Origin of the sequence: Isoptericola sp. NPDC058082 (genome assembly GCF_042885055.1) — a bacterium.
Taxonomy (GTDB): Bacteria; Actinomycetota; Actinomycetes; order Actinomycetales; family Cellulomonadaceae; genus Isoptericola.
Genome location: NZ_JBHVSQ010000013.1, coordinates 75,854 through 92,823 on the forward strand (window position 1 = coordinate 75,854; position 16,970 = coordinate 92,823).

A 16,970-nucleotide genomic window follows, 5' to 3' on the forward strand; every position below is an offset into this window, starting at 1 on the left:
AGAACGTCATGGCCGGGTTCGAGGTCGTGCTGGAGCCCACGAACCTGCTGTACTGCCTCGTCGGGGTGCTCATCGGGATGCTCATCGGCGTGCTGCCCGGCCTCGGCCCGGCCGCGACGATCGCGATCCTGCTGCCGCTCACCTACGGGATCGAGCCCGTCACCGCGATCATCATGCTCGCCGGCATCTTCTACGGCGCCCAGTACGGCGGCACCATCACCTCCGTGCTGCTGCGGCTGCCCGGCGAGGCGAGCTCGGTGGTCACCGTGCTCGACGGGCACGCGCTGGCGCGGCAGGGGAAGGCCGGCACCGCTCTGGGCATCGCCGCCATCGGGTCGTTCGTCGGCGGCACCGTCGCCATCGTCGGGCTCACCTTCCTGGCGCCGGTCGTCGCGAGCTTCGCCCTCGACTTCGGGCCGCCCGAGTACGCGGCCCTCGCGCTGCTCGGCATCCTGCTCGTCTCGACGATCGCGTCCGGCGCGCGGGTCAAGGCCCTCGTCGCGGCGGCGATCGGGCTGCTGCTCGCGACCGTGGGCCGCGACGCGTTCACCGGCACCGAGCGGTTCACCTTCGGCAGCCTCGACCTCGCCGACGGGATCGACTTCGTGCCCGTCGCGATGGGCCTCTTCGGGCTCGGGGAGATCCTCTACAACCTCGAGGAGCGACACCGGGCCGTGCACGCCCCGGGCAAGGTGACGAACGTCTGGCCGTCGCGCGCCGACCTGCGCGAGTCCTCCGGCGCCGTGACCCGCGGGTCCGTGCTGGGCTTCTTCCTCGGCATCCTGCCGGGCGGCGGCGCGACCATCGCGTCGATGGCCGCCTACGCGGCCGAGAAGAAGCGGGCCAAGGACCCGTCGCGCTTCGGCAAGGGCGCCATCGAGGGCGTCGCCGGGCCGGAGACGGCGAACAACGCCGCCGCCACCAGCTCGTTCATCCCGCTGCTCACCCTCGGCATCCCCGCCAACGCCACGATGGCGCTGATGTTCGGCGCCCTGCTCATCCAGGGCATCACGCCCGGCCCGCAGCTCGTCGATCAGCACCCCGAGCTGTTCTGGGGCGTCGTGAACTCGATGTACGTCGGCAACATCCTGCTGCTGATCATGTCGATCCCGCTGGTGGGCGTCTTCGTGCGCATCCTGCGGGTGCGGGCCGCGATCCTCGCCCCGATCACCGCCCTCATCACGATGATCGGCGCGTACACGATCAACAACTCCGCCTTCGACGTGCTGCTCGTCGTCGTCTTCGGCGCCGTCGGTTACCTCATGAAGAAGTTCGGCTTCGAGCCCGGCCCGCTGGTGCTGGCCTTCGTGCTCGGCTCCCTGCTGGAGGAGAGCGTGCGGCGCTCGCTGCTGATGTTCGGCGGCGACCCCTCCGGGTTCGTCTCCCGGCCCATCTCCGCCGTGCTGCTCGCCCTGTTCGTCGTCGTCGCGGTCTGGCCCCTCGTGCAGTCCGCCCGTCGCCGTCGGCCCGCGCAGGCGCCGACCCCCGACCGAGAGGAAGCATCCGTATGAGCATCGTCGTGGGATACGTCCCCACCCCGGTGGGGGAGGCCGCCGCCACGGCGGCCATCACCGAGGCCCGGCTGCGGGGCGAGGACCTGCTCGTCGTGAACTCCGCGCGCGAGGGGTCGCTCGTCGAGACGACGGTCGCGACGGACGACGACCTCGACCGGGTGCTCGCCGCGGCGTCCGATGCCGGCGTCGCCGCCCGGGTGGTGCGCGGCACGCACCGGGACGACTTCAGCGACGAGATCCTCGAGCTCGCCGAGCGGCACGACGCGACCCTCATCGTCATCGGGCTGCGGCGTCGCAGCCCGGTGGGGAAGTTCATCATGGGCTCCGTCGCGCAGCGGATCCTGCTGCAGGCCGAGCACCCCGTGCTGGCGGTCAAGCCGGCGTCGTAGCCGTGCTCACCGCGGGCGCGGGGCCGCGAGCTTGTCGAGGACGACGAGGTAGCGGCACGACGACCGCGTCGCGTTGACGAAGGTGCAGTCGGCCGGGGCGCCGAGCTGGAGGCAGTCGCCGGGGCCGAGGTCGTGCACCTGCTCGCCCTCGACGAACCGCAGCGCGCCGTCGAGCACCCAGATCTGCTGGTCGACGAACCGGTACGACTCGGCGGGGTAGGTCACCTCGGCGCCCGGCGGGAGCTCGACCTCCACGAGCTCCAGCGCGGCGCTCGCCGGCGGGGACACCGCGCGCCGGACGTACCCCGTCCCCGCGTCGGTCCACGTCGGCTGCTCCGCCCGGCGGGCCAGCCGCCTCGTGTCGCCCTCGGCGCGGGCCACGAGCTCGGACAGCGTCATGCCGAGCGCCGCCGCGAGCCGGCCGAGCAGCGCGGCGGTGGGCTGGGCGTCCTCGCGCTCGATGCGGGAGATCATCGCGCGCGAGACGCCCGACGCCTCGGCGAGCGCGGCGACGCTCAGCCCGCGGTCGGCCCGGGCGGCCTGCAGGGTGTGGGCGAGGGCGGCGCCGAGGTCGTCGGTCACGCGCCACCCGCGAATACGATAGTGAACATGATGGCTACTATATGCGCATGATCCTGCGCGACGCCGTCCACGCCGACCTCGATGCCCTCCTGGAGATCCACAACGCGGCCATCCGCACGTCGACCGCGATCTGGACGGACGACGAGGTGCCGCGCGCGGAGCGGGAGCGGTGGTTCGGCGCCCAGGCGGCCGCGGGGAACCCGATCCTCGTGGCCGACGACGACGGCGCGGTCGCCGGGTACGCCACCTACGCGCAGTGGCGCGCGAAGTTCGGCTACCGCCACACGGTGGAGGACTCGGTCTACGTGGCCGAGGGGTACCAGGGCCGTGGGCTGGGCCGGGCGCTGCTGGTCGAGCTCGTCGCCCGCGCCCGTGCCGCCGGGCACCACGTCATGCTCGCCGACATCGAGGCGGGCAACGCCGCGTCGGTCCGGCTGCACGAGTCGCTCGGGTTCGCGCACGTCGGGCGCTTGCCCGAGGTCGGCACGAAGTTCGGCCGGTGGCTGGACCTGGCGATCCTCGCCCTGCCGCTGGGCGGTGCGGGGCGCGCGCCCGAGAGCGCCGGCGCGCAGGCGGGCTGAGCCGCCGGTCAGCGGCCGCCCGACTCCGCCAGCAGCCGGCGCCGGGAGCCGGCCAGGTGCACGCGCATCGCCGCCGCGGCGGCGAGCGGGTCCCGGGCGGCCAGGGCGTCGAGGATCGCCTGGTGCTCCTGCGTGACGGTCGCGAACCGCCGCGGCGTGCCGTCCTCCGTGCCCGGGGGAGGCGTGGCGGGCGAGCCCAGGCGGCCGCGCGGCATCGCGATCATCTGGGGGCCGAGCCGGTCCAGCGCCTCCAGGAGGTACCGGTTCTGCGCCGCCTCCGCGACGAGCCGGTGGAACGCGAAGTCGTGCTGCATCGCCGTCGCCGGGTGCCCCTGGGCGCCGTCGAGGTCCCGCAGGCGGGCGGCGAGCGCGTCGAGGTGGGCGTCCGACCGGCGCTCCGCGGCGAGGGCGGCCGCCTGCGTCTCGACGCCCAGGCGGAAGTCGACCAGGTCGAGCCGGTCCTCGAGCGAGCGCGCGAGGGGCACGTCGTCGCCCTCCCCGGCCGGCGGCGCCAGCGCGTAGCTGCCGCTGCCGCGCCGGGTGTGGACCAGGCCCTCGAGGTTCAGGCGGGCGATCGCCTCGCGCACGACGGTGCGGCTGACCTGGTGCTCGGCGGCGAGCGCGGTCTCGCTGGGCAGCTTCTCGCCGGGGGCGATGCCGCCGTCGACGATCCGCGCCCGCAGCGCGGCGACGAGCGCGCCGCTCAGGGTAGGGGGCATGGGCTCATGCTTCCATCCGCCGCACCCCGGGCGTTGCGCCCCGGCCGGCGCTCAACGCGACCCGACCAGCACGCTGTCCGTGGTCCAGGCCCGCGCCTGCTCCGTGAGGGTGACGCCGAGCCCGGGACGGTCCGGCACGAGCATCCGGCCGTCCTTCGTCTCCAGGCGCTCCTCGAACAGCGGGTCGAGCCAGTCGAAGTGCTCCACCCACGGCTCGCGCGGGTACGTGGCCGCCAGGTGCAGGTGGATCTCCATCGCGAAGTGCGGCGCGAGGTCCAGCCCGGCCTGGTCCGCGAGGGTGAGCAGCCGCAGGAACTGCGTGATCCCGCCGACGCGCGGGGCGTCGGGCTGGATGATGTCGCAGGCCCGGGCGGCGATGAGGCGCTCGTGCTCGGCCACCGACGCGAGCATCTCGCCGGTCGCGACCGGCGTGTCCAGGGCGGCGGCGAGGGCCGCGTGGCCCTCGGCGTCGTAGGCGTCCAGGGGCTCCTCGATCCACACCAGGTCGTAGGGCTCGAGCCGGCGGCCCATGCGCAGCGCGGTGGTGCGGTCCCACTGCTGGTTGGCGTCGACCATGAGCGGGACGTCGGCGCCGAGGTGCTCGCGCACCGCCTCGACGCGGGCCAGGTCGGTGCGGGTGTCCGGCAGGCCGACCTTGATCTTGATGCCGCCGATGCCCTCGGCCAGCGACCGCGACGCCCGGTCCTTCACCTCGTCGATGCTCGCGTGCAGGAAGCCGCCGGAGGTGTTGTAGGTGCGCACGGAGTCCCGGTGCGCGCCGAGCAGCTTGGCCAGCGGCAGGCCGGCGCGCTTGGCCTTGAGGTCGTACAGGGCGATGTCGACCGCGGCGAGCGCTTGCGTCGCGACGCCGGAGCGGCCCACGGAGGCGCCGGCCCACAGCAGCTTCGTGTACAGCTTGGCGATGTCGTTGGGGTCCTCGCCGATCGCCGCATGGGCGACCTCCTTGGCGTGCGCGTACTGGGCCGGCCCGCCCGCGCGTTTGGAGTACGAGAAGCCGAGGCCCGCGTGGCCCTGCTCGGTGGTGATCTCGGCGACGAGGAACACGACCTCGGTCATGGGCTTCTGCCGCCCGGTGAACACCTTGGCGTCGGAGATGGCGGTGGCCAGCGGCAGCGTGAGCGTCGAGAGCTGCACGGACCGGATGGCGTCGGGCTGGTAGGGCATGGCGCTCCCTCGCGTCTGCGGGCCGCCGTCGCGGCCGGGCCGGGCTCGTCCCCGGCGTCAGGTGAGCATACAAGTCGTGAACCTGTATGACTACCTTGCGTCGATCGGGCGCCACCACATGGTGAGCACGGCTTCCGCGGGCGCGTCGTCGAGGGCGCGGTACCCGTGCCGGGAGTCCGCGCGCCACCGCAGCGACTCGCCGGTCGCGAGCTCGGCCGGCGCGTCGAGCGGCCCGACCTCGGCCCGGCCCCGCGTGACCAGCAGGTGCTCGGTGACATGGGCGCCGTGCGCCTCCGAGCGGTGCATGGTGCCCGGGTCGAGCCGCAGGGCGTAGACCTCCACGGTGGCGTCGTCCGCCTGCGTCGCCGCCAGCAGCCGGGTGCGGATGCCGGGGGAGGACACCTCGGCGCCCGCCTGCTCCGCGAGCAGCCACGACATCGGGACGTCGAGGGCGCCGGCGAGGGCGTAGAGCGTGGCGAGGTTCGGGTTGCGCGACCCGGCCTCGATCTCCGACAGCGAGCCCTTGCCGATCCCGGCGGCGCGGGCGAGGGCGCCGAGGGAGAGCCCTCGGACGGCACGGGCGGCGGTGAGGCGCTCGCCGATGAGCGCGGAGAGCTCGGCAGATCGCACGAGGCCACCCTAGCGTTCTGTTTGCGGAACGCGGCCGACGGGGCCTACCGTTCCGTTCGTGGAACGCTCGCTCGCGCAGCCCGTCGGCGTCGGGATCGTCGCCGCCCTGGTCGGCTTCACCAGCTCGTTCGCGGTCGTGGTCGCGGGCCTGGGGGCGGTGGGGGCCACCTCGGAACAGGCGGCGTCCGGCCTCCTCGCCCTGTGCGTCGTCCAGGGGCTCGGGATGATCTGGCTCAGCCGCCGTCACCGCGCGCCCCTGACGCTGGCGTGGTCCACCCCCGGCGCCGCCGTCCTGGTGGGCGCGGGCGGGGTCGCCGGCGGCTGGCCCGCCGCCGTCGGGGCGTTCGTGGTGTGCGGCGCCCTGATCGGGCTCACCGCGGCCTGGCCCGCGCTCGGCCGGCTCGTCGCGGCCATCCCCGTGCCCGTGGCCCAGGCCATGCTCGCGGGGGTGCTGCTCTCCTTGTGCCTGCAGCCGCTGGTCGCCGTCACGGCCGCGCCGCTGCTCGTCGCGCCCGTGATCGTGCTGTGGCTCCTCCTCGCCCGCCTGGCGCCGCGGTGGGCCACCCCGGCGGCGTTCGTGCTCTCCGTCGCCGTCGTCCTGGGGACGGTCGCCGCGGGGGACGGGACGCTCGCGCTGCGGCCGCCGGGCCTCGCCCTGACGGCGCCCGCGCTCACGCTGCCCGCGATCGTGGGGATCGCCCTCCCGCTGTACGTCGTGACGATGGCGTCGCAGAACGTCCCGGGGGTCAGCGTCCTCGCCTCCTTCGGCTACACCGTGCCGTGGCGGGAGACGCTGCTGGTCACGGGCGCCGGCACGGTGGTGGGCGCGTTCGCCGGCGGCCACGCGGTCAATCTCGCCGCCATCACCGCGGCGCTCCCGGCGTCGGCCGAGGCGCACCCCGACCCCCGGCGCCGCTGGGTGGCGACGCAGAGCGCCGGCTGGGCCTACCTGGTGCTCGCCGTCCTGTCGCCGCTGGTCACGGCGCTCGTCGCGGCGGCCCCGGCGGGGGTGTTCGAGACGGTCGCCGGCCTCGCGCTGCTCGCCACCTTCGGCTCCGCCCTGTCCGCCGCCCTCCGCGACGAGCAGCACCGGGTCGCCGCGACGGCCACGTTCCTCACGGCGGCGAGCCCCCTCGTCCTGCTCGGCGTCGGGTCTGCCTTCTGGGCCCTCGTCGTGGGGCTGGCGGTGTGGGCGCTCCTGACCGCGCGGCCGGCACGCCGTGCCCACCGCCGGGCTGCTGGCGGTGGGGGCGCAGGAGCGCGACAGTGGTGGCCATGGCGAGCAACGAGGTGAAGTTCAAGATCGACGTCCCCACCGAGCTGGAGGGAGGCGTCCCGGCGGACTTCGCGTCGCTGTGGCACACGTCGACGTCGTTCGTCATCGACTTCGTCGCGGCCACGAAGCCGCCGCAGCCGGTGACCGACCCCGACACAGGAGCGGTCACCGGCCGCGTGGTGCCGGGGCGGGTGGTCTCGCGCGTGCGCATCCCCCCGCAGCAGGTGTTCGAGCTGGCGCGGGCCCTCACCCAGCAGCTCGACGCGTGGGAGCGCGAGACGGGAAAGAAGACCGACGGCTCCGCCGGCTGACCGGCGGCGTCAGAGCGCGCGCTCGGGCCGGGCGAGGATCCCCGGCACGAGGCGGGCGCTGAGCGCCGCCGCGCCGCGGACGGCGAGGAACCCGAGCGCGAACACGGCCAGCGCGGTGACGATCGCGACGGGCTGGACGAAGATCGCCATCCCGACCAGGGGGAAGAGCAGCACGGCGGCGCACAGCGCCGACCCGCCGGCCACCATCCACAGCGCCGACATCACGGCGCGGCGGGAGGCCTCGCTCATCACGTCCCGCGGCACGCCGAGGCGGTCGAGCGAGACGTGCACCGCCGCGCGGTCGAGGGTCGAGGCGGCCTGGTTGATGCCCACCGAGCAGGCGACCATGAGGAACGAGACCGCCACGGTGACGAGGACGCCGGTCGAGACGTCCTGCATGAGCCACCGCTCGTCGGCGTCCATGCCCTCGGTCGAGGTCATGTCCGCCATCGCGAGGCCCACGGCGCCGAAGACGCCGACGAAGCTGGTCATCGCGACGCCGCTCACCTGCCGCCAGGCAGCCTTCGGGTCCTCGAGCACCATGCGCGCGGCCAGCAGCCGCGGCACCGTCTGCGCCTTGCGCGCCTGGCGTCGCGCCCGCACACGCACGAACCACGGGCCCAGGGCGTCGAGGGCGAGCAGCATGCCGCCGAAGATCGCCGCGAGCGTGCCGACGATCGCGACGATGCCGCCCATCTCCCCGAGCACCCCCAGCACCTGCATGAGGCCGAGCCCGACGACGAGCACGCCGACGGCGATCACGACCCGGACCCAGTGCGCGGTGCCCGGGCGCTGGCGTGTGCGCACGCCCAGCGGCGTCACGACGACGGCACGCAGCCCGACGACGGCGCTCGCGGCGGCGAGCAGCGCGACGCCGAGCACCGCGAGCGGCAGCCACCACCACGGCACCCACATCTGGGCGCCCAGCGCCTCGCCGCGGAAGTGCAGCAGGCCCACGAGCGGCGCGAGGACCGCGTAGAGCACGACGCCGAGGACGGCCCCGACCAGCGCCGTCACGGCCGCCTCGAGCACCGTGAGCGCCGTGATCGTGCCGGTGGTCGCGCCGAGCAGGCGCAGGGACGCGAGCCGCTCGTCGCGCCGTCGGGCGGCGAGGCGCGCGGCGGACGCGCCCACCGTGGCGAGGGGCACGAGCAGCAGCACCACGGCGATGACGGCGAGCGTCTCGTAGGTGGAGGCCAGGTCGTCGTCCCAGCCGAAGAAGGCCTGCGCGCCGCCCAGCACCACGAGCAGCAGGGCGGTGACCACGGCGAAGCTCGCCACGGGCAGGGCGGTGGCCAGGCGGTCGTCGTCGCGCCGCCGCCGGAACAGCGGGGCGAGGTGGACGGCGGTGGCGAGCGCGCCCGCGGGGCGCGCGCCCGGGACGGCGGACGGCGCGGGCGCCGGGGCGGTGGCGGTCATCGCGACACCTCGGCGGCGTCGGCGGCCGCCGCGGGGGCGGCGGTGTCCGAGACCACGCGGCCGTCGCGCAGGACGACGGTGCGGGCGCAGCGGCGCGCGACGTCGGCGTCGTGCGTGACGACGACGAGCGTGCGGCCCTGCGTGGTGGCGGAGAGCAGCAGGTCCAGCACCTCGACGGACGTGGCGGAGTCCAGGGCGCCGGTGGGCTCGTCGGCGAAGATCAGCCGGGCACCCGTGACCTGGGCACGAGCGATCGCGACGCGCTGCGCCTGCCCGCCGGACAGCTCGCCGAGCCGCCGCTGCTCGAGCCCGGCGAGGCCCAGGTACTGCAGCCACTGCGCGGCCTCCGCCTCGGCCTGCCCGCGCGGCACCCCGCCGAGCATCCGGGCCACGGCGACGTTCTCGAGCGCGGTCAGCTCGTCGAGCAGCAGGCCCTGCTGGAACACGAAGCCGAGCTCCTCGCGCCGCAGCCGCGACCGGGCCGCGTCGTCGAGCGACTCGACGCGCACCGGCCCCTGCCCCGACGCGAAGGTGACCGACCCGGCCGTGGGACGCAGGATGCCCGCGAGGCAGTGCAGCAGCGTCGTCTTGCCGGAGCCGGACGCGCCCATGATCGCCACCGACTCGCCGGCGGCGATGTCGAGGTCCACGGCGTCCAGGGCGGGCGTGACCCCGCCGGGGTACTGCATCGTCAGTCCACGCGCGCTCAGCAGAGGTGTCATGACACCCAAGGTGCCCGCGTCGGCGGGCCCGCCGCGTCGGACCACGAGCGGATTCCGCGCCGGCGGGGGTCCCCCTGCGGTATGACACGGCTCGGGGAGAACCACGAGACGCCCGCCCCTACGGTGGGGCCATGACGACCGACGCCCACGCGGGGGCCACGGGCCCCGCCGATCTGCGCGCCCACCTCGACGCCCGCCGCGGGGTGTGCCCCGTGGACCACGACGGGCTCGGCACGTGGACGCTGCTGCGGCACGCGGACGTGGTCGCCGCCGCGACCGACCCGGAGACGTTCTCCAGCGCGGCCGGCCGGCACCGGGCGATCCCCAATTCGCTCGACGGCGCGGAGCACGCGGCGTACCGGGCCGTCGTCGACCGCTACCTCACGGACGCCGCCGTCGCCGAGCAGGAGGAGCAGTGCCGCGCGCACGCGGCGGCGATCGTCGCCGCGCTGCCGCGCGGGCGCACGGTCGGCGCCATCGCGGACCTCGGCGCCCCGTTCGCGGTGCGCACCCAGACGACGTGGCTCGGCTGGCCGGCCGAGCTGGAGGGGGCGCTCGTCGCGTGGATGGCGGACAACCACGACGCCACCCGCTCCGGCGACCTGACGCGCACGGCGGCCGTCGCCGCGCGGTTCGACGAGCTCGTGGGGTCGCTGGTGCGCGAGCGGCGCGAGGCCAGGGACGCCGCGCCCGACGACGTCACCACGAGGCTGCTGCACGAGACGGTCGACGGCCGCCCGCTCACGGACGCCGAGGTCGTCTCGATCCTGCGGAACTGGACGGCCGGCGACCTGGGGTCCCTGGCGGCGTGCCTCGGGGTGGTCGTGCACCGGCTCGCCACCCACCCCGACCGGCAGGACGTCACCCGCGAGCGCGTCGCTCGCGGCGAGCACGCCGCGATCGAGGCCGCCATCGAGGAGGTGCTGCGCATCGACGACCCGTTCGTGTCGAACCGGCGGCGCGCCACCCGCGACGTGGAGATCGGCGGCCGCACCGTCCCGGCCGGCGACCGGGTGCTGCTGAGCTGGACGGCCGCGAACCGCGACCCGGAGGTCTTCGGCGACCCGGACGCGTTCCGCCCCGAGGAGAACGCCGCCGCGAACCTCGTGTTCGGCGTCGGGCCGCACGTCTGCCCCGGCAGGGCGCTCACCCTGATGGAGCTGCGCGTCGCGGTCTCCGAGCTGCTGGCCGGCACCGAACGGATCCTGCCCGCCGACGACGAGGCACCGGTGCGCGAGGCGCCGCCCGTCGGCGGCTGGGCGCGGGTCCCCGTCGTCCTGAAATAGGCTCGGCGCATGGCTTGGAGCTTCGGACGACGTCGGCCCACCACGTACCTGCTGGGGGAGCCCGCCGACCCGTACCCGGCCCAGGCGCCGGAGGCGGCGCGCGGCCGCGTGCTGCGGATCACGGAGATCGGCGAGCCGGTGCTGCACACCCCCGCCGCGACCGTCGAGACGTTCTCCACGCCGGAGCTCGCGCGCCTGGTCGACGACATGTTCGCCACGATGGAGAACGCCGAGGGCGTGGGGCTGGCGGCGCCGCAGGTCGGTGTCGGGATCCGCCTGTTCGTCTACGACGTCACCGACGAGCGCGGCGACCGGCACGTGGGGCACGTCGTCAACCCCGTGCTCGAGATGGACCACGACGCCGAGCCGGAGACCGAGGACGAGGGGTGCCTGTCGGTGCCCGGCGCGTACGAGCCGCTGGAGCGACCCGGTGCCGCCACCGTGCGGGGCGTCGACCAGCACGGAGGCCCGGTGCAGCTCTCCGGCCGCGGGTTCCTGGCCCGCGCCTTCATCCACGAGGCGCAGCACCTCGACGGCACCCTGTACTGGGACCACCTCTCGCCCGAGCTGCAGGCGGACGCCCTGCGCCAGCGCGACGAGGAGCGGGCCGACATCCTCGCGGGCCGGCACGAGCTCGCCGTCGAGCTGGGCAAGAAGCCCGCCGAGTACCCGGCGACACCCGCGGGCGGCCGCTGAAGGCAACGCGTCGAGCGTGCTGCCCTGATCCTCAAGACCGCTGTTCGAGGATCAGGGCAGCACGCCCGGTGCGGGTCCGGGCGTCAGCCCAGCATCCCCGGGGCGATGGAGAAGAACTCCTTGACGCCGTCGTCGAGGCCGGTGGTGCCGAAGCCGATGTCCTGCGCGATGCGGGTGAACTCGACCTCCACGGCGCCGGCGCCCTCGGGCGGCGGCGGGGGAGTGTCGCCGGCCACCTCGGACAGCTGCTCCCAGTACTCGAGGATCTGCTTGTCGAGGCCCTCCGGCTCGAGGGCGTCGAGCGCGGGCTGGGAGATCGGGGCGCCGCGCGAGAGACCGAACTCCTTGCTCACCTCGGGGTCGTTGGCGATGAAGTCGATGAACTTCGCCGCCTCCTCGGGGTGCTCCGAGTTCGCCGACATGGACAGCTCCAGCGACGGCTTGAGGTACAGGCCCCGGTTGCCGGGATCGTCGGCCGGCGGCAGCGTCATCGCGAACTCGCCGCCCGCGCTGCCCTCCGAGAAGCGCACCAGGAAGTTGTAGAAGCTCAGCTCGCTCGCCGTGACGCCCGACCCCAGCACGTCCGCGCCGTTGAGCTGCTCCTGCCGCTTGGGGTCGATGAACCCGTCGTCGTCGAACAGCGGCGTCGCGCGCTCCCACCACGCGGTGAGGTCGGCCTCCGTGAAGCCGAGCGCGCCGTCCGCGGCGTAGAGCGACTTGCCCTGCTGCGCGAGCCAGATCTCGAAGACCGTCCAGATCTGCGTGTACTGCGTCGACCCGCTCACCTTCGGGTCGTGGTCCGTGCCGGCCTTGCCGACCTGGGACAGGACGGCGTCGTACTCGTCCCAGGTGAGGTCGCCGTCGGGCACGTCGACCCCGAGGTCCTTCAGGAGACCCGTGCTGAAGAAGTTCGCGATGCCGCCCGTGCTGGTCGGGATGCCGACCAGCCTGCCGTCCACCTTCGCGGCCGGCATGACGTTCTCCGGGAACGTCGAGATGTCGATCGTGCCGTCCGCGGCGAACTCGTCGAGCGCGGCGATCTGCCCGGTGCCGCCGTACTGCGACAGGTACGAGACGTCCATCTGGAACACGTCGGGCAGGCTGCCGCTCGCGGCCTCCGTGTTCCGGGACGTCCAGTAGTCGGCGAACGACGCGTAGGACGACTGGATGGTGACGTGCGGGTTCTTCTCCTCGTACAGGTCGATCGCCTTCTCGTACCGCTCGGCGCGCGACGCGTCGCCCCACCACGCGAACGTGAGGGTGACGTCCTCGTCGCCGCCGCCCGAGGCGTCGCCGCCGCTGCAGGCGCCGAGCGCGGCGACGGCGCCGACGGCGAGGAACGCGACGCCGGAGCGTCGGAGCTTTCTCGTGGACATGAGGGCCTCCTTGCACACATGTGCCGTCGGACGACGGTCGTGACGGGACAGATGCTGGCAGGCGGACGGTCGTGCCGAGCGCGAGCGGACAAAAGCGCGCATCGGTGGACATGCGGGCGCGCGGGAGAGGTCAGAGCGTGCGCGCCCAGTCCGCGACGGCGGTTGCGACGTCGTCGTCCTTGCCGCGCACGTCGTGCGCGCCGGGCAGCGTGATCGTCGTGACCGGGCCGGGGATCGACGCCGCGTGCTCGGCCAGCTCGTCCGGGTTGCCGAAGGGGTCACGGTCGCCCGAGACGAACAGCACGGGGACGTCGAGCTGCGGGAAGTGCTCGACCCGCAGCCTCTCGGGCTTGCCCGGCGGGTGCAGCGGGTAGCTGAGCAGCACCAGGCCCGCCGCGGGCAGGCCCTCGGCCACCGCCATCGAGCACATCCGTCCGCCGTACGACCGGCCGCCCAGCAGCAGCGCGTCGGTCCCGACGCCGAGCGACCCGGCGAACCGCGCCGCCTCGTCGCGCAGGTGCGCGACGGCGACCGGCGGCCGGTCGGGCATCCGCTTGCCCGCCAGCCGGTACGGGAAGTCCACGCGTTCGGTGGGCAGCGGCGGGTCGAGCGCGGCCAGCCGCCGCTCCACCGCCACGAGCGTGTGGTGGTCGCGGCTCGCGCCCGCGCCGGGCGTCAGGATCAGCCCTCGGGGCGTCGTGGTGTCGGGCACGGGTCCAGTGTCACCCGCTCCGCCGAGGTCGTGCCCGACCTGCCGAGGTAGCGCGAGATCCCGCGAGGTAGTCCGGACCAGGCCGAGGTAGCGCGAGATCCCGCGAGGTAGTCCGGACCAGGCCGAGGTAGCGCGAGATCCCGCGAGGTAGTCCGCGTGACAGAGCGATGCCCGGGATGTCGCCATCTGTCCGCGGTCGGGTTACGCCTCGGCGTGGGCGCGGGGCGCCGCACCGAGGGCGGGGCCGGTGTCGTCGGGTCGGGCTAGCGTTCGGGGATGAGCGACGCCGAGCGGAGGACCGTCCCGGACACGATCGAACCGGGGAGCACCGTGCGGGGTGAGGACTGGTACGGCCGGGACCTCTCCGGCCGCACGTTCGAGCGGGTGGAGCTCGTGGAGGTCGACCTCACGGAGGTGACGGCCACCGGCGCCACCTTCGAGGAGTGCACGTTCCGCGGGGCGCGGTTCAACGCGTCGGCGTGGCGGGAGTCCGCGTTCACGGGGTGCACGTTCAGCCGCACCAACCTGTTCGACGCGTCGTTCGAGGGCTGCAAGCTCGTGGGCTCCCGCTTCGACGACTGCCGCTTCGACCTGCTGCGGGCGGAGCGCGGGGACTGGTCCTTCGTCACGCTGCGCCGGGCGGCGATGGACGGCGTCCACCTCGAGGGCCTGCGGATGCGCGAGGCCGACCTCGACGGGGCGCGGCTGTCCGGGGCCACGGTGATCGGCGTGGACCTGTCGGGCGCGGAGCTGGCCGACGTCGACCTGCGCGGGGCGGTGCTGCGCGGCACCGACCTGTCGGCGCTGGACCCGCGCGCGGCCCGGCTGACCGGCGCCGTCGTCGACCCGGCCCAGGCGGTCGTCCTCGCCGAGTCGCTGGGGCTCGTCGTCACGCACTGAGGCTCCCGCCGTCCTGCTCCGTGGGCGGCTCCGGGGTGGGCCTCGTCACATCGCGGGCACCTTCGCGCAGGTCATGGCGCGGCTCTCGGGAAAGGCGTCTCCGAGGTCACAGCGCGGGTCGGTTTACATCGTTTACATTCTCCCGTGGAGCAGCACCGCTGCGCGCTGCCGGACCAGAGCAGGACACCGGAGGACGAGACACCATGCAGGCCGAACTGACGGACCAGGTCACGGTCAACCCGATCGTGCTGCAGCGCGCCGACCCGTGCGTGCTCCGGCACGAGGGCACCTACTACTTCACCGGCTCGCACCCCCGGTACGACCGCATCGTGCTGCGCCGCGCCGACCGCCTCGAGGACCTGCAGAAGGCCGAGGAGGTGACGATCTGGGAGCGGCACGCCACCGGCCCGCAGTCGCAGCTCATCTGGGCCCCCGAGATCCACCGGGTGCACGGCGCCTGGTACATCTACTACGCCGCCGCCCCCGTGGACCACGGCACCGTGGACGCCCCGAGCGAGAACGAGACGTTCAACCACCGCATCTTCGTGCTGGAGAACACCGCCGACGACCCCTTCGAGGGGGAGTGGATCGAGCGCGGCCAGGTGGACACCGGGTGGGAGTCGTTCGCGCTGGACGCCACGAGCTTCGTGACGGACGGCGAGCAGTACCTCGTCTGGGCGCAGCAGGACCTCACGGTCCGCGGCCACTCCAACCTGTACATCGCCCGCATGGCGAACCCGTGGACGCTCGCCACCCCGGCGGTCGAGCTGACGCGCCCCGAGTTCGACTGGGAGACCAAGGGCTTCTGGGTCAACGAGGGCCCGTCCGTCCTCGTCCGGAACGGCCGCGTCTTCCTCACCTACTCCGGCGCCGCCACCGGCATCGACTACGCGATGGGCCTCCTCACCGCGGACTCGGGCGCCGACCTCCTCGACCCGGCGTCGTGGACCAAGAGCACCGAGCCCGTGTTCGTCAGCGACCCGTCCGTGGGCCAGTACGGCCCCGGCCACAACTCGTTCACCGAGACGCCCGACGGCGACGCCGTCCTCGTCTACCACGCGCGCACCTACACCGAGATCTCCGGCGACCCGCTGTGGGACCCGAACCGCCACGCCCGCGCGCAGGTGCTGCCCTTCGACGCCGACGGCAACCCCGTGTGGGGCACGCCGGTGCCCGACACCCGCCCCACCCCGACCTCGACCGAGGTCCTCCCCGCCGACGGAGCCTTCTGATGAGCACCACCACCGCGACCCCCGACGGCGCCACCAAGCCCCGCGCCCGGGACTCGCTGCGCAAGCCCGCGTTCTGGAACTTCGGCGGACTGTTCTTCTTCTACTTCGCGATCTGGCAGCTCGCCTTCACGTTCCTCAGCCGCTGGCTGGAGACCGAGGCCGGGATGTCGCACGGCAACATCGGTCTGCTGAACTCGGTGATGGCGTTCACGGCGTTCTGCCTGCAGCCGTTCTACGGCTTCATCCAGGACAAGCTCGGCTTCCGCAAGAACCTCTTCGCCTTCGTCGTCCTGGTCGGCGCGATGATGGGGCCGTTCTTCGCGTTCGTGTTCACGCCGATCGTCAACGCGAACCAGGTGCTCGGCGCCGTCGTCGGCGGCATCTTCCTGTCGCTGACGCTCAACGCGGGCGTCGGCATCGTCGAGACCTTCAACGAGCGCAACGCGCGGGCGAACGGCTTCGAGTACGGGCACGTGCGCCTGTTCGGGTCGGTCGCCGGCGCCACCGCGTCCCTCGTCGGCGGGTTCATCTGGGCCTCGAACCCCGACAACATCTGGTGGGCCGGGACCTTCTCCGCGATCGTCCTCGGGGTGCTCCTCTTCGTGGCGCGCACCCCCAAGCCGGGCGAGCCCGGGTACGCGGCGGTGAGCGGCGACGCCGACGGAGGCGCCCGCACCAAGGTCTCCCTCGCCACCGTCAGGGAGCTCCTCACGAACCGGTCGTTCGTCGGCTTCATGGTGCTGATGTTCGGTACGGCGGCCCTCTACGACGTGTTCGACCAGCAGTTCCCCAACTACTTCGCGCAGTTCGTCACCGGCGGCATCGACTCGCAGGTGCTGTTCTCCCGCGTGGTGTTCGTGCAGATCCTGCTCGAGGCGGTCGTCATGATCGCGACGCCGTTCCTCATCAACCGGATCGGCGCCAAGAACGGCCTCCTCCTGTTCGGCCTGGTCCTCGTCGTGCGCGTGCTCGGCTCGGCGTTCTTCACCTCCACCGAGATGCTGATCGTCTGGCGCCTGCTCGCCGCGATCGAGATGCCGCTCATGCTGATCTCGGTGATGAAGTACCTGACTCGCATGTTCGACGTCCGGATCTCGGCCACGGCCTACATGCTCGGCTTCAACATGGCCAAGCAGATCGGCATCGTCATCTTCTCGTGGGCGTTCGGCGCCGCGTACGACACGATCGGCTTCGGCCACTCGTACATCGTCATGGGCGTCGTCGTGGTCGTGGTGACGATCGTCGCGAGCGTCCTCATGCGTGACGACCGCCGGCACGCCCTGCCCGACGGCACACCGGCGCCGGAGGGCGCCTCCGCCTGACAGTCCCGTCCGGCCGAACATGCGGTTTCCGGGGGTGTCGTATCGCGGCGAAGGGGCCACAGACGGATCGTGGGGGGGTGGCGGGGGGGGGGGGAGTGGGGGGAGGGAAGGCACCACC

The 16,970-nt window shown here is 73.8% G+C and carries 18 protein-coding genes; 10 read left to right on the forward strand and 8 right to left on the reverse strand.

The window, feature by feature from the left end; all coding sequences use genetic code 11:
- Positions 1-8 precede the first annotated feature (8 nt).
- Together ACFVS0_RS16555 and ACFVS0_RS16560 are read left to right on the forward strand one after the other, a co-directional pair.
- Complete coding sequence (locus ACFVS0_RS16555; RefSeq protein WP_430552452.1) at positions 9-1,511, forward strand: tripartite tricarboxylate transporter permease; 1,503 nt, start codon at positions 9-11, stop codon at positions 1,509-1,511.
- Complete coding sequence (locus tag ACFVS0_RS16560; RefSeq protein WP_430552434.1) at positions 1,508-1,903, forward strand: universal stress protein; 396 nt, start codon at positions 1,508-1,510, stop codon at positions 1,901-1,903. Before ACFVS0_RS16555 ends, ACFVS0_RS16560 begins: the two co-directional genes overlap by 4 nt.
- 6 nt (positions 1,904-1,909) lie before the next feature.
- Here ACFVS0_RS16560 and ACFVS0_RS16565 read toward each other — a convergent pair whose 3' ends face one another.
- Positions 1,910-2,485 (reverse strand): helix-turn-helix domain-containing protein, encoded by a 576-nt coding sequence (locus ACFVS0_RS16565; protein ID WP_430552435.1) that lies wholly within the window; start codon positions 2,483-2,485, stop codon positions 1,910-1,912.
- Positions 2,486-2,532: 47 nt separating this feature from the next.
- On the opposite strand from ACFVS0_RS16565, the gene ACFVS0_RS16570 reads away from it, so the two are divergent.
- A complete protein-coding gene (locus tag ACFVS0_RS16570) occupies positions 2,533-3,066 on the forward strand; it encodes a GNAT family N-acetyltransferase (RefSeq protein ID WP_430563997.1) in 534 nt (177 codons plus the stop codon).
- Between the two features lie 8 nt (positions 3,067-3,074).
- On the opposite strand, the gene ACFVS0_RS16575 is transcribed toward ACFVS0_RS16570, so the two are convergent.
- The 3 genes from ACFVS0_RS16575 to ACFVS0_RS16585 form a co-directional block, all read right to left on the reverse strand.
- Positions 3,075-3,785, reverse strand: a complete 711-nt coding sequence (locus ACFVS0_RS16575; RefSeq protein ID WP_430563998.1) for a FadR/GntR family transcriptional regulator — start codon at positions 3,783-3,785, stop codon at positions 3,075-3,077.
- A gap of 51 nt (positions 3,786-3,836) precedes the next feature.
- Complete coding sequence (locus ACFVS0_RS16580) at positions 3,837-4,970, reverse strand: mandelate racemase/muconate lactonizing enzyme family protein (protein ID WP_430588569.1); 1,134 nt, start codon at positions 4,968-4,970, stop codon at positions 3,837-3,839.
- Positions 4,971-5,060: 90 nt separating this feature from the next.
- On the reverse strand, positions 5,061-5,600 hold the full coding sequence (locus ACFVS0_RS16585; RefSeq protein WP_430564000.1) for a helix-turn-helix domain-containing protein: 540 nt from the start codon (positions 5,598-5,600) through the stop codon (positions 5,061-5,063).
- Positions 5,601-5,658: 58 nt separating this feature from the next.
- On the opposite strand from ACFVS0_RS16585, the gene ACFVS0_RS16590 reads away from it, so the two are divergent.
- Positions 5,659-6,894, forward strand: a complete 1,236-nt coding sequence (locus ACFVS0_RS16590; RefSeq protein ID WP_430552440.1) for a benzoate/H(+) symporter BenE family transporter — start codon at positions 5,659-5,661, stop codon at positions 6,892-6,894.
- Positions 6,876-7,187: a DUF3467 domain-containing protein gene (locus tag ACFVS0_RS16595; protein WP_430552441.1), complete on the forward strand. Its 312-nt coding sequence runs from the start codon at positions 6,876-6,878 to the stop codon at positions 7,185-7,187. The genes ACFVS0_RS16590 and ACFVS0_RS16595 overlap by 19 nt, the downstream gene beginning before the upstream one ends.
- Before the next feature lie 9 nt (positions 7,188-7,196).
- Here the strand turns inward: ACFVS0_RS16595 and ACFVS0_RS16600 are convergent, their stop codons facing one another.
- The gene (locus ACFVS0_RS16600; RefSeq protein ID WP_430588570.1) at positions 7,197-8,606 is read right to left on the reverse strand and encodes an FtsX-like permease family protein; all 1,410 of its coding nucleotides are present in this window, start codon (positions 8,604-8,606) and stop codon (positions 7,197-7,199) included.
- Positions 8,603-9,328, reverse strand: a complete 726-nt coding sequence (locus ACFVS0_RS16605; RefSeq protein WP_430585937.1) for an ABC transporter ATP-binding protein — start codon at positions 9,326-9,328, stop codon at positions 8,603-8,605. The genes ACFVS0_RS16600 and ACFVS0_RS16605 overlap by 4 nt, the downstream gene beginning before the upstream one ends.
- 131 nt (positions 9,329-9,459) lie before the next feature.
- On the opposite strand from ACFVS0_RS16605, the gene ACFVS0_RS16610 reads away from it, so the two are divergent.
- Both ACFVS0_RS16610 and def read left to right on the forward strand, forming a co-directional pair.
- On the forward strand, positions 9,460-10,614 hold the full coding sequence (locus ACFVS0_RS16610; protein ID WP_430588571.1) for a cytochrome P450: 1,155 nt from the start codon (positions 9,460-9,462) through the stop codon (positions 10,612-10,614).
- 9 nt (positions 10,615-10,623) lie between these two features.
- Positions 10,624-11,310: a peptide deformylase gene (gene def, locus ACFVS0_RS16615; protein WP_430552445.1), complete on the forward strand. Its 687-nt coding sequence runs from the start codon at positions 10,624-10,626 to the stop codon at positions 11,308-11,310.
- Between the two features lie 83 nt (positions 11,311-11,393).
- On the opposite strand, the gene ACFVS0_RS16620 is transcribed toward def, so the two are convergent.
- Positions 11,394-12,686, reverse strand: coding sequence for an ABC transporter substrate-binding protein (locus tag ACFVS0_RS16620; protein WP_430588572.1), 1,293 nt, complete (start codon positions 12,684-12,686; stop codon positions 11,394-11,396).
- A 130-nt stretch (positions 12,687-12,816) separates the two neighbouring features.
- Positions 12,817-13,398 (reverse strand): alpha/beta family hydrolase, encoded by a 582-nt coding sequence (locus ACFVS0_RS16625; protein WP_430588573.1) that lies wholly within the window; start codon positions 13,396-13,398, stop codon positions 12,817-12,819.
- 276 nt (positions 13,399-13,674) lie between these two features.
- Between ACFVS0_RS16625 and ACFVS0_RS16630 the strand changes: the two genes are divergently transcribed.
- From ACFVS0_RS16630 to ACFVS0_RS16640, 3 genes are all read left to right on the forward strand, one after another.
- Positions 13,675-14,298 carry a pentapeptide repeat-containing protein gene (locus ACFVS0_RS16630; protein ID WP_430588574.1) on the forward strand — a complete coding sequence of 208 codons (624 nt, stop codon included), beginning with the start codon at positions 13,675-13,677 and terminating at the stop codon, positions 14,296-14,298.
- Positions 14,299-14,501: 203 nt separating this feature from the next.
- Positions 14,502-15,530: a family 43 glycosylhydrolase gene (locus tag ACFVS0_RS16635; protein WP_430552449.1), complete on the forward strand. Its 1,029-nt coding sequence runs from the start codon at positions 14,502-14,504 to the stop codon at positions 15,528-15,530.
- Positions 15,530-16,852 carry an oligosaccharide MFS transporter gene (locus ACFVS0_RS16640; protein ID WP_430588575.1) on the forward strand — a complete coding sequence of 441 codons (1,323 nt, stop codon included), beginning with the start codon at positions 15,530-15,532 and terminating at the stop codon, positions 16,850-16,852. The genes ACFVS0_RS16635 and ACFVS0_RS16640 overlap by 1 nt, the downstream gene beginning before the upstream one ends.
- Positions 16,853-16,970: the final 118 nt, after the last annotated feature.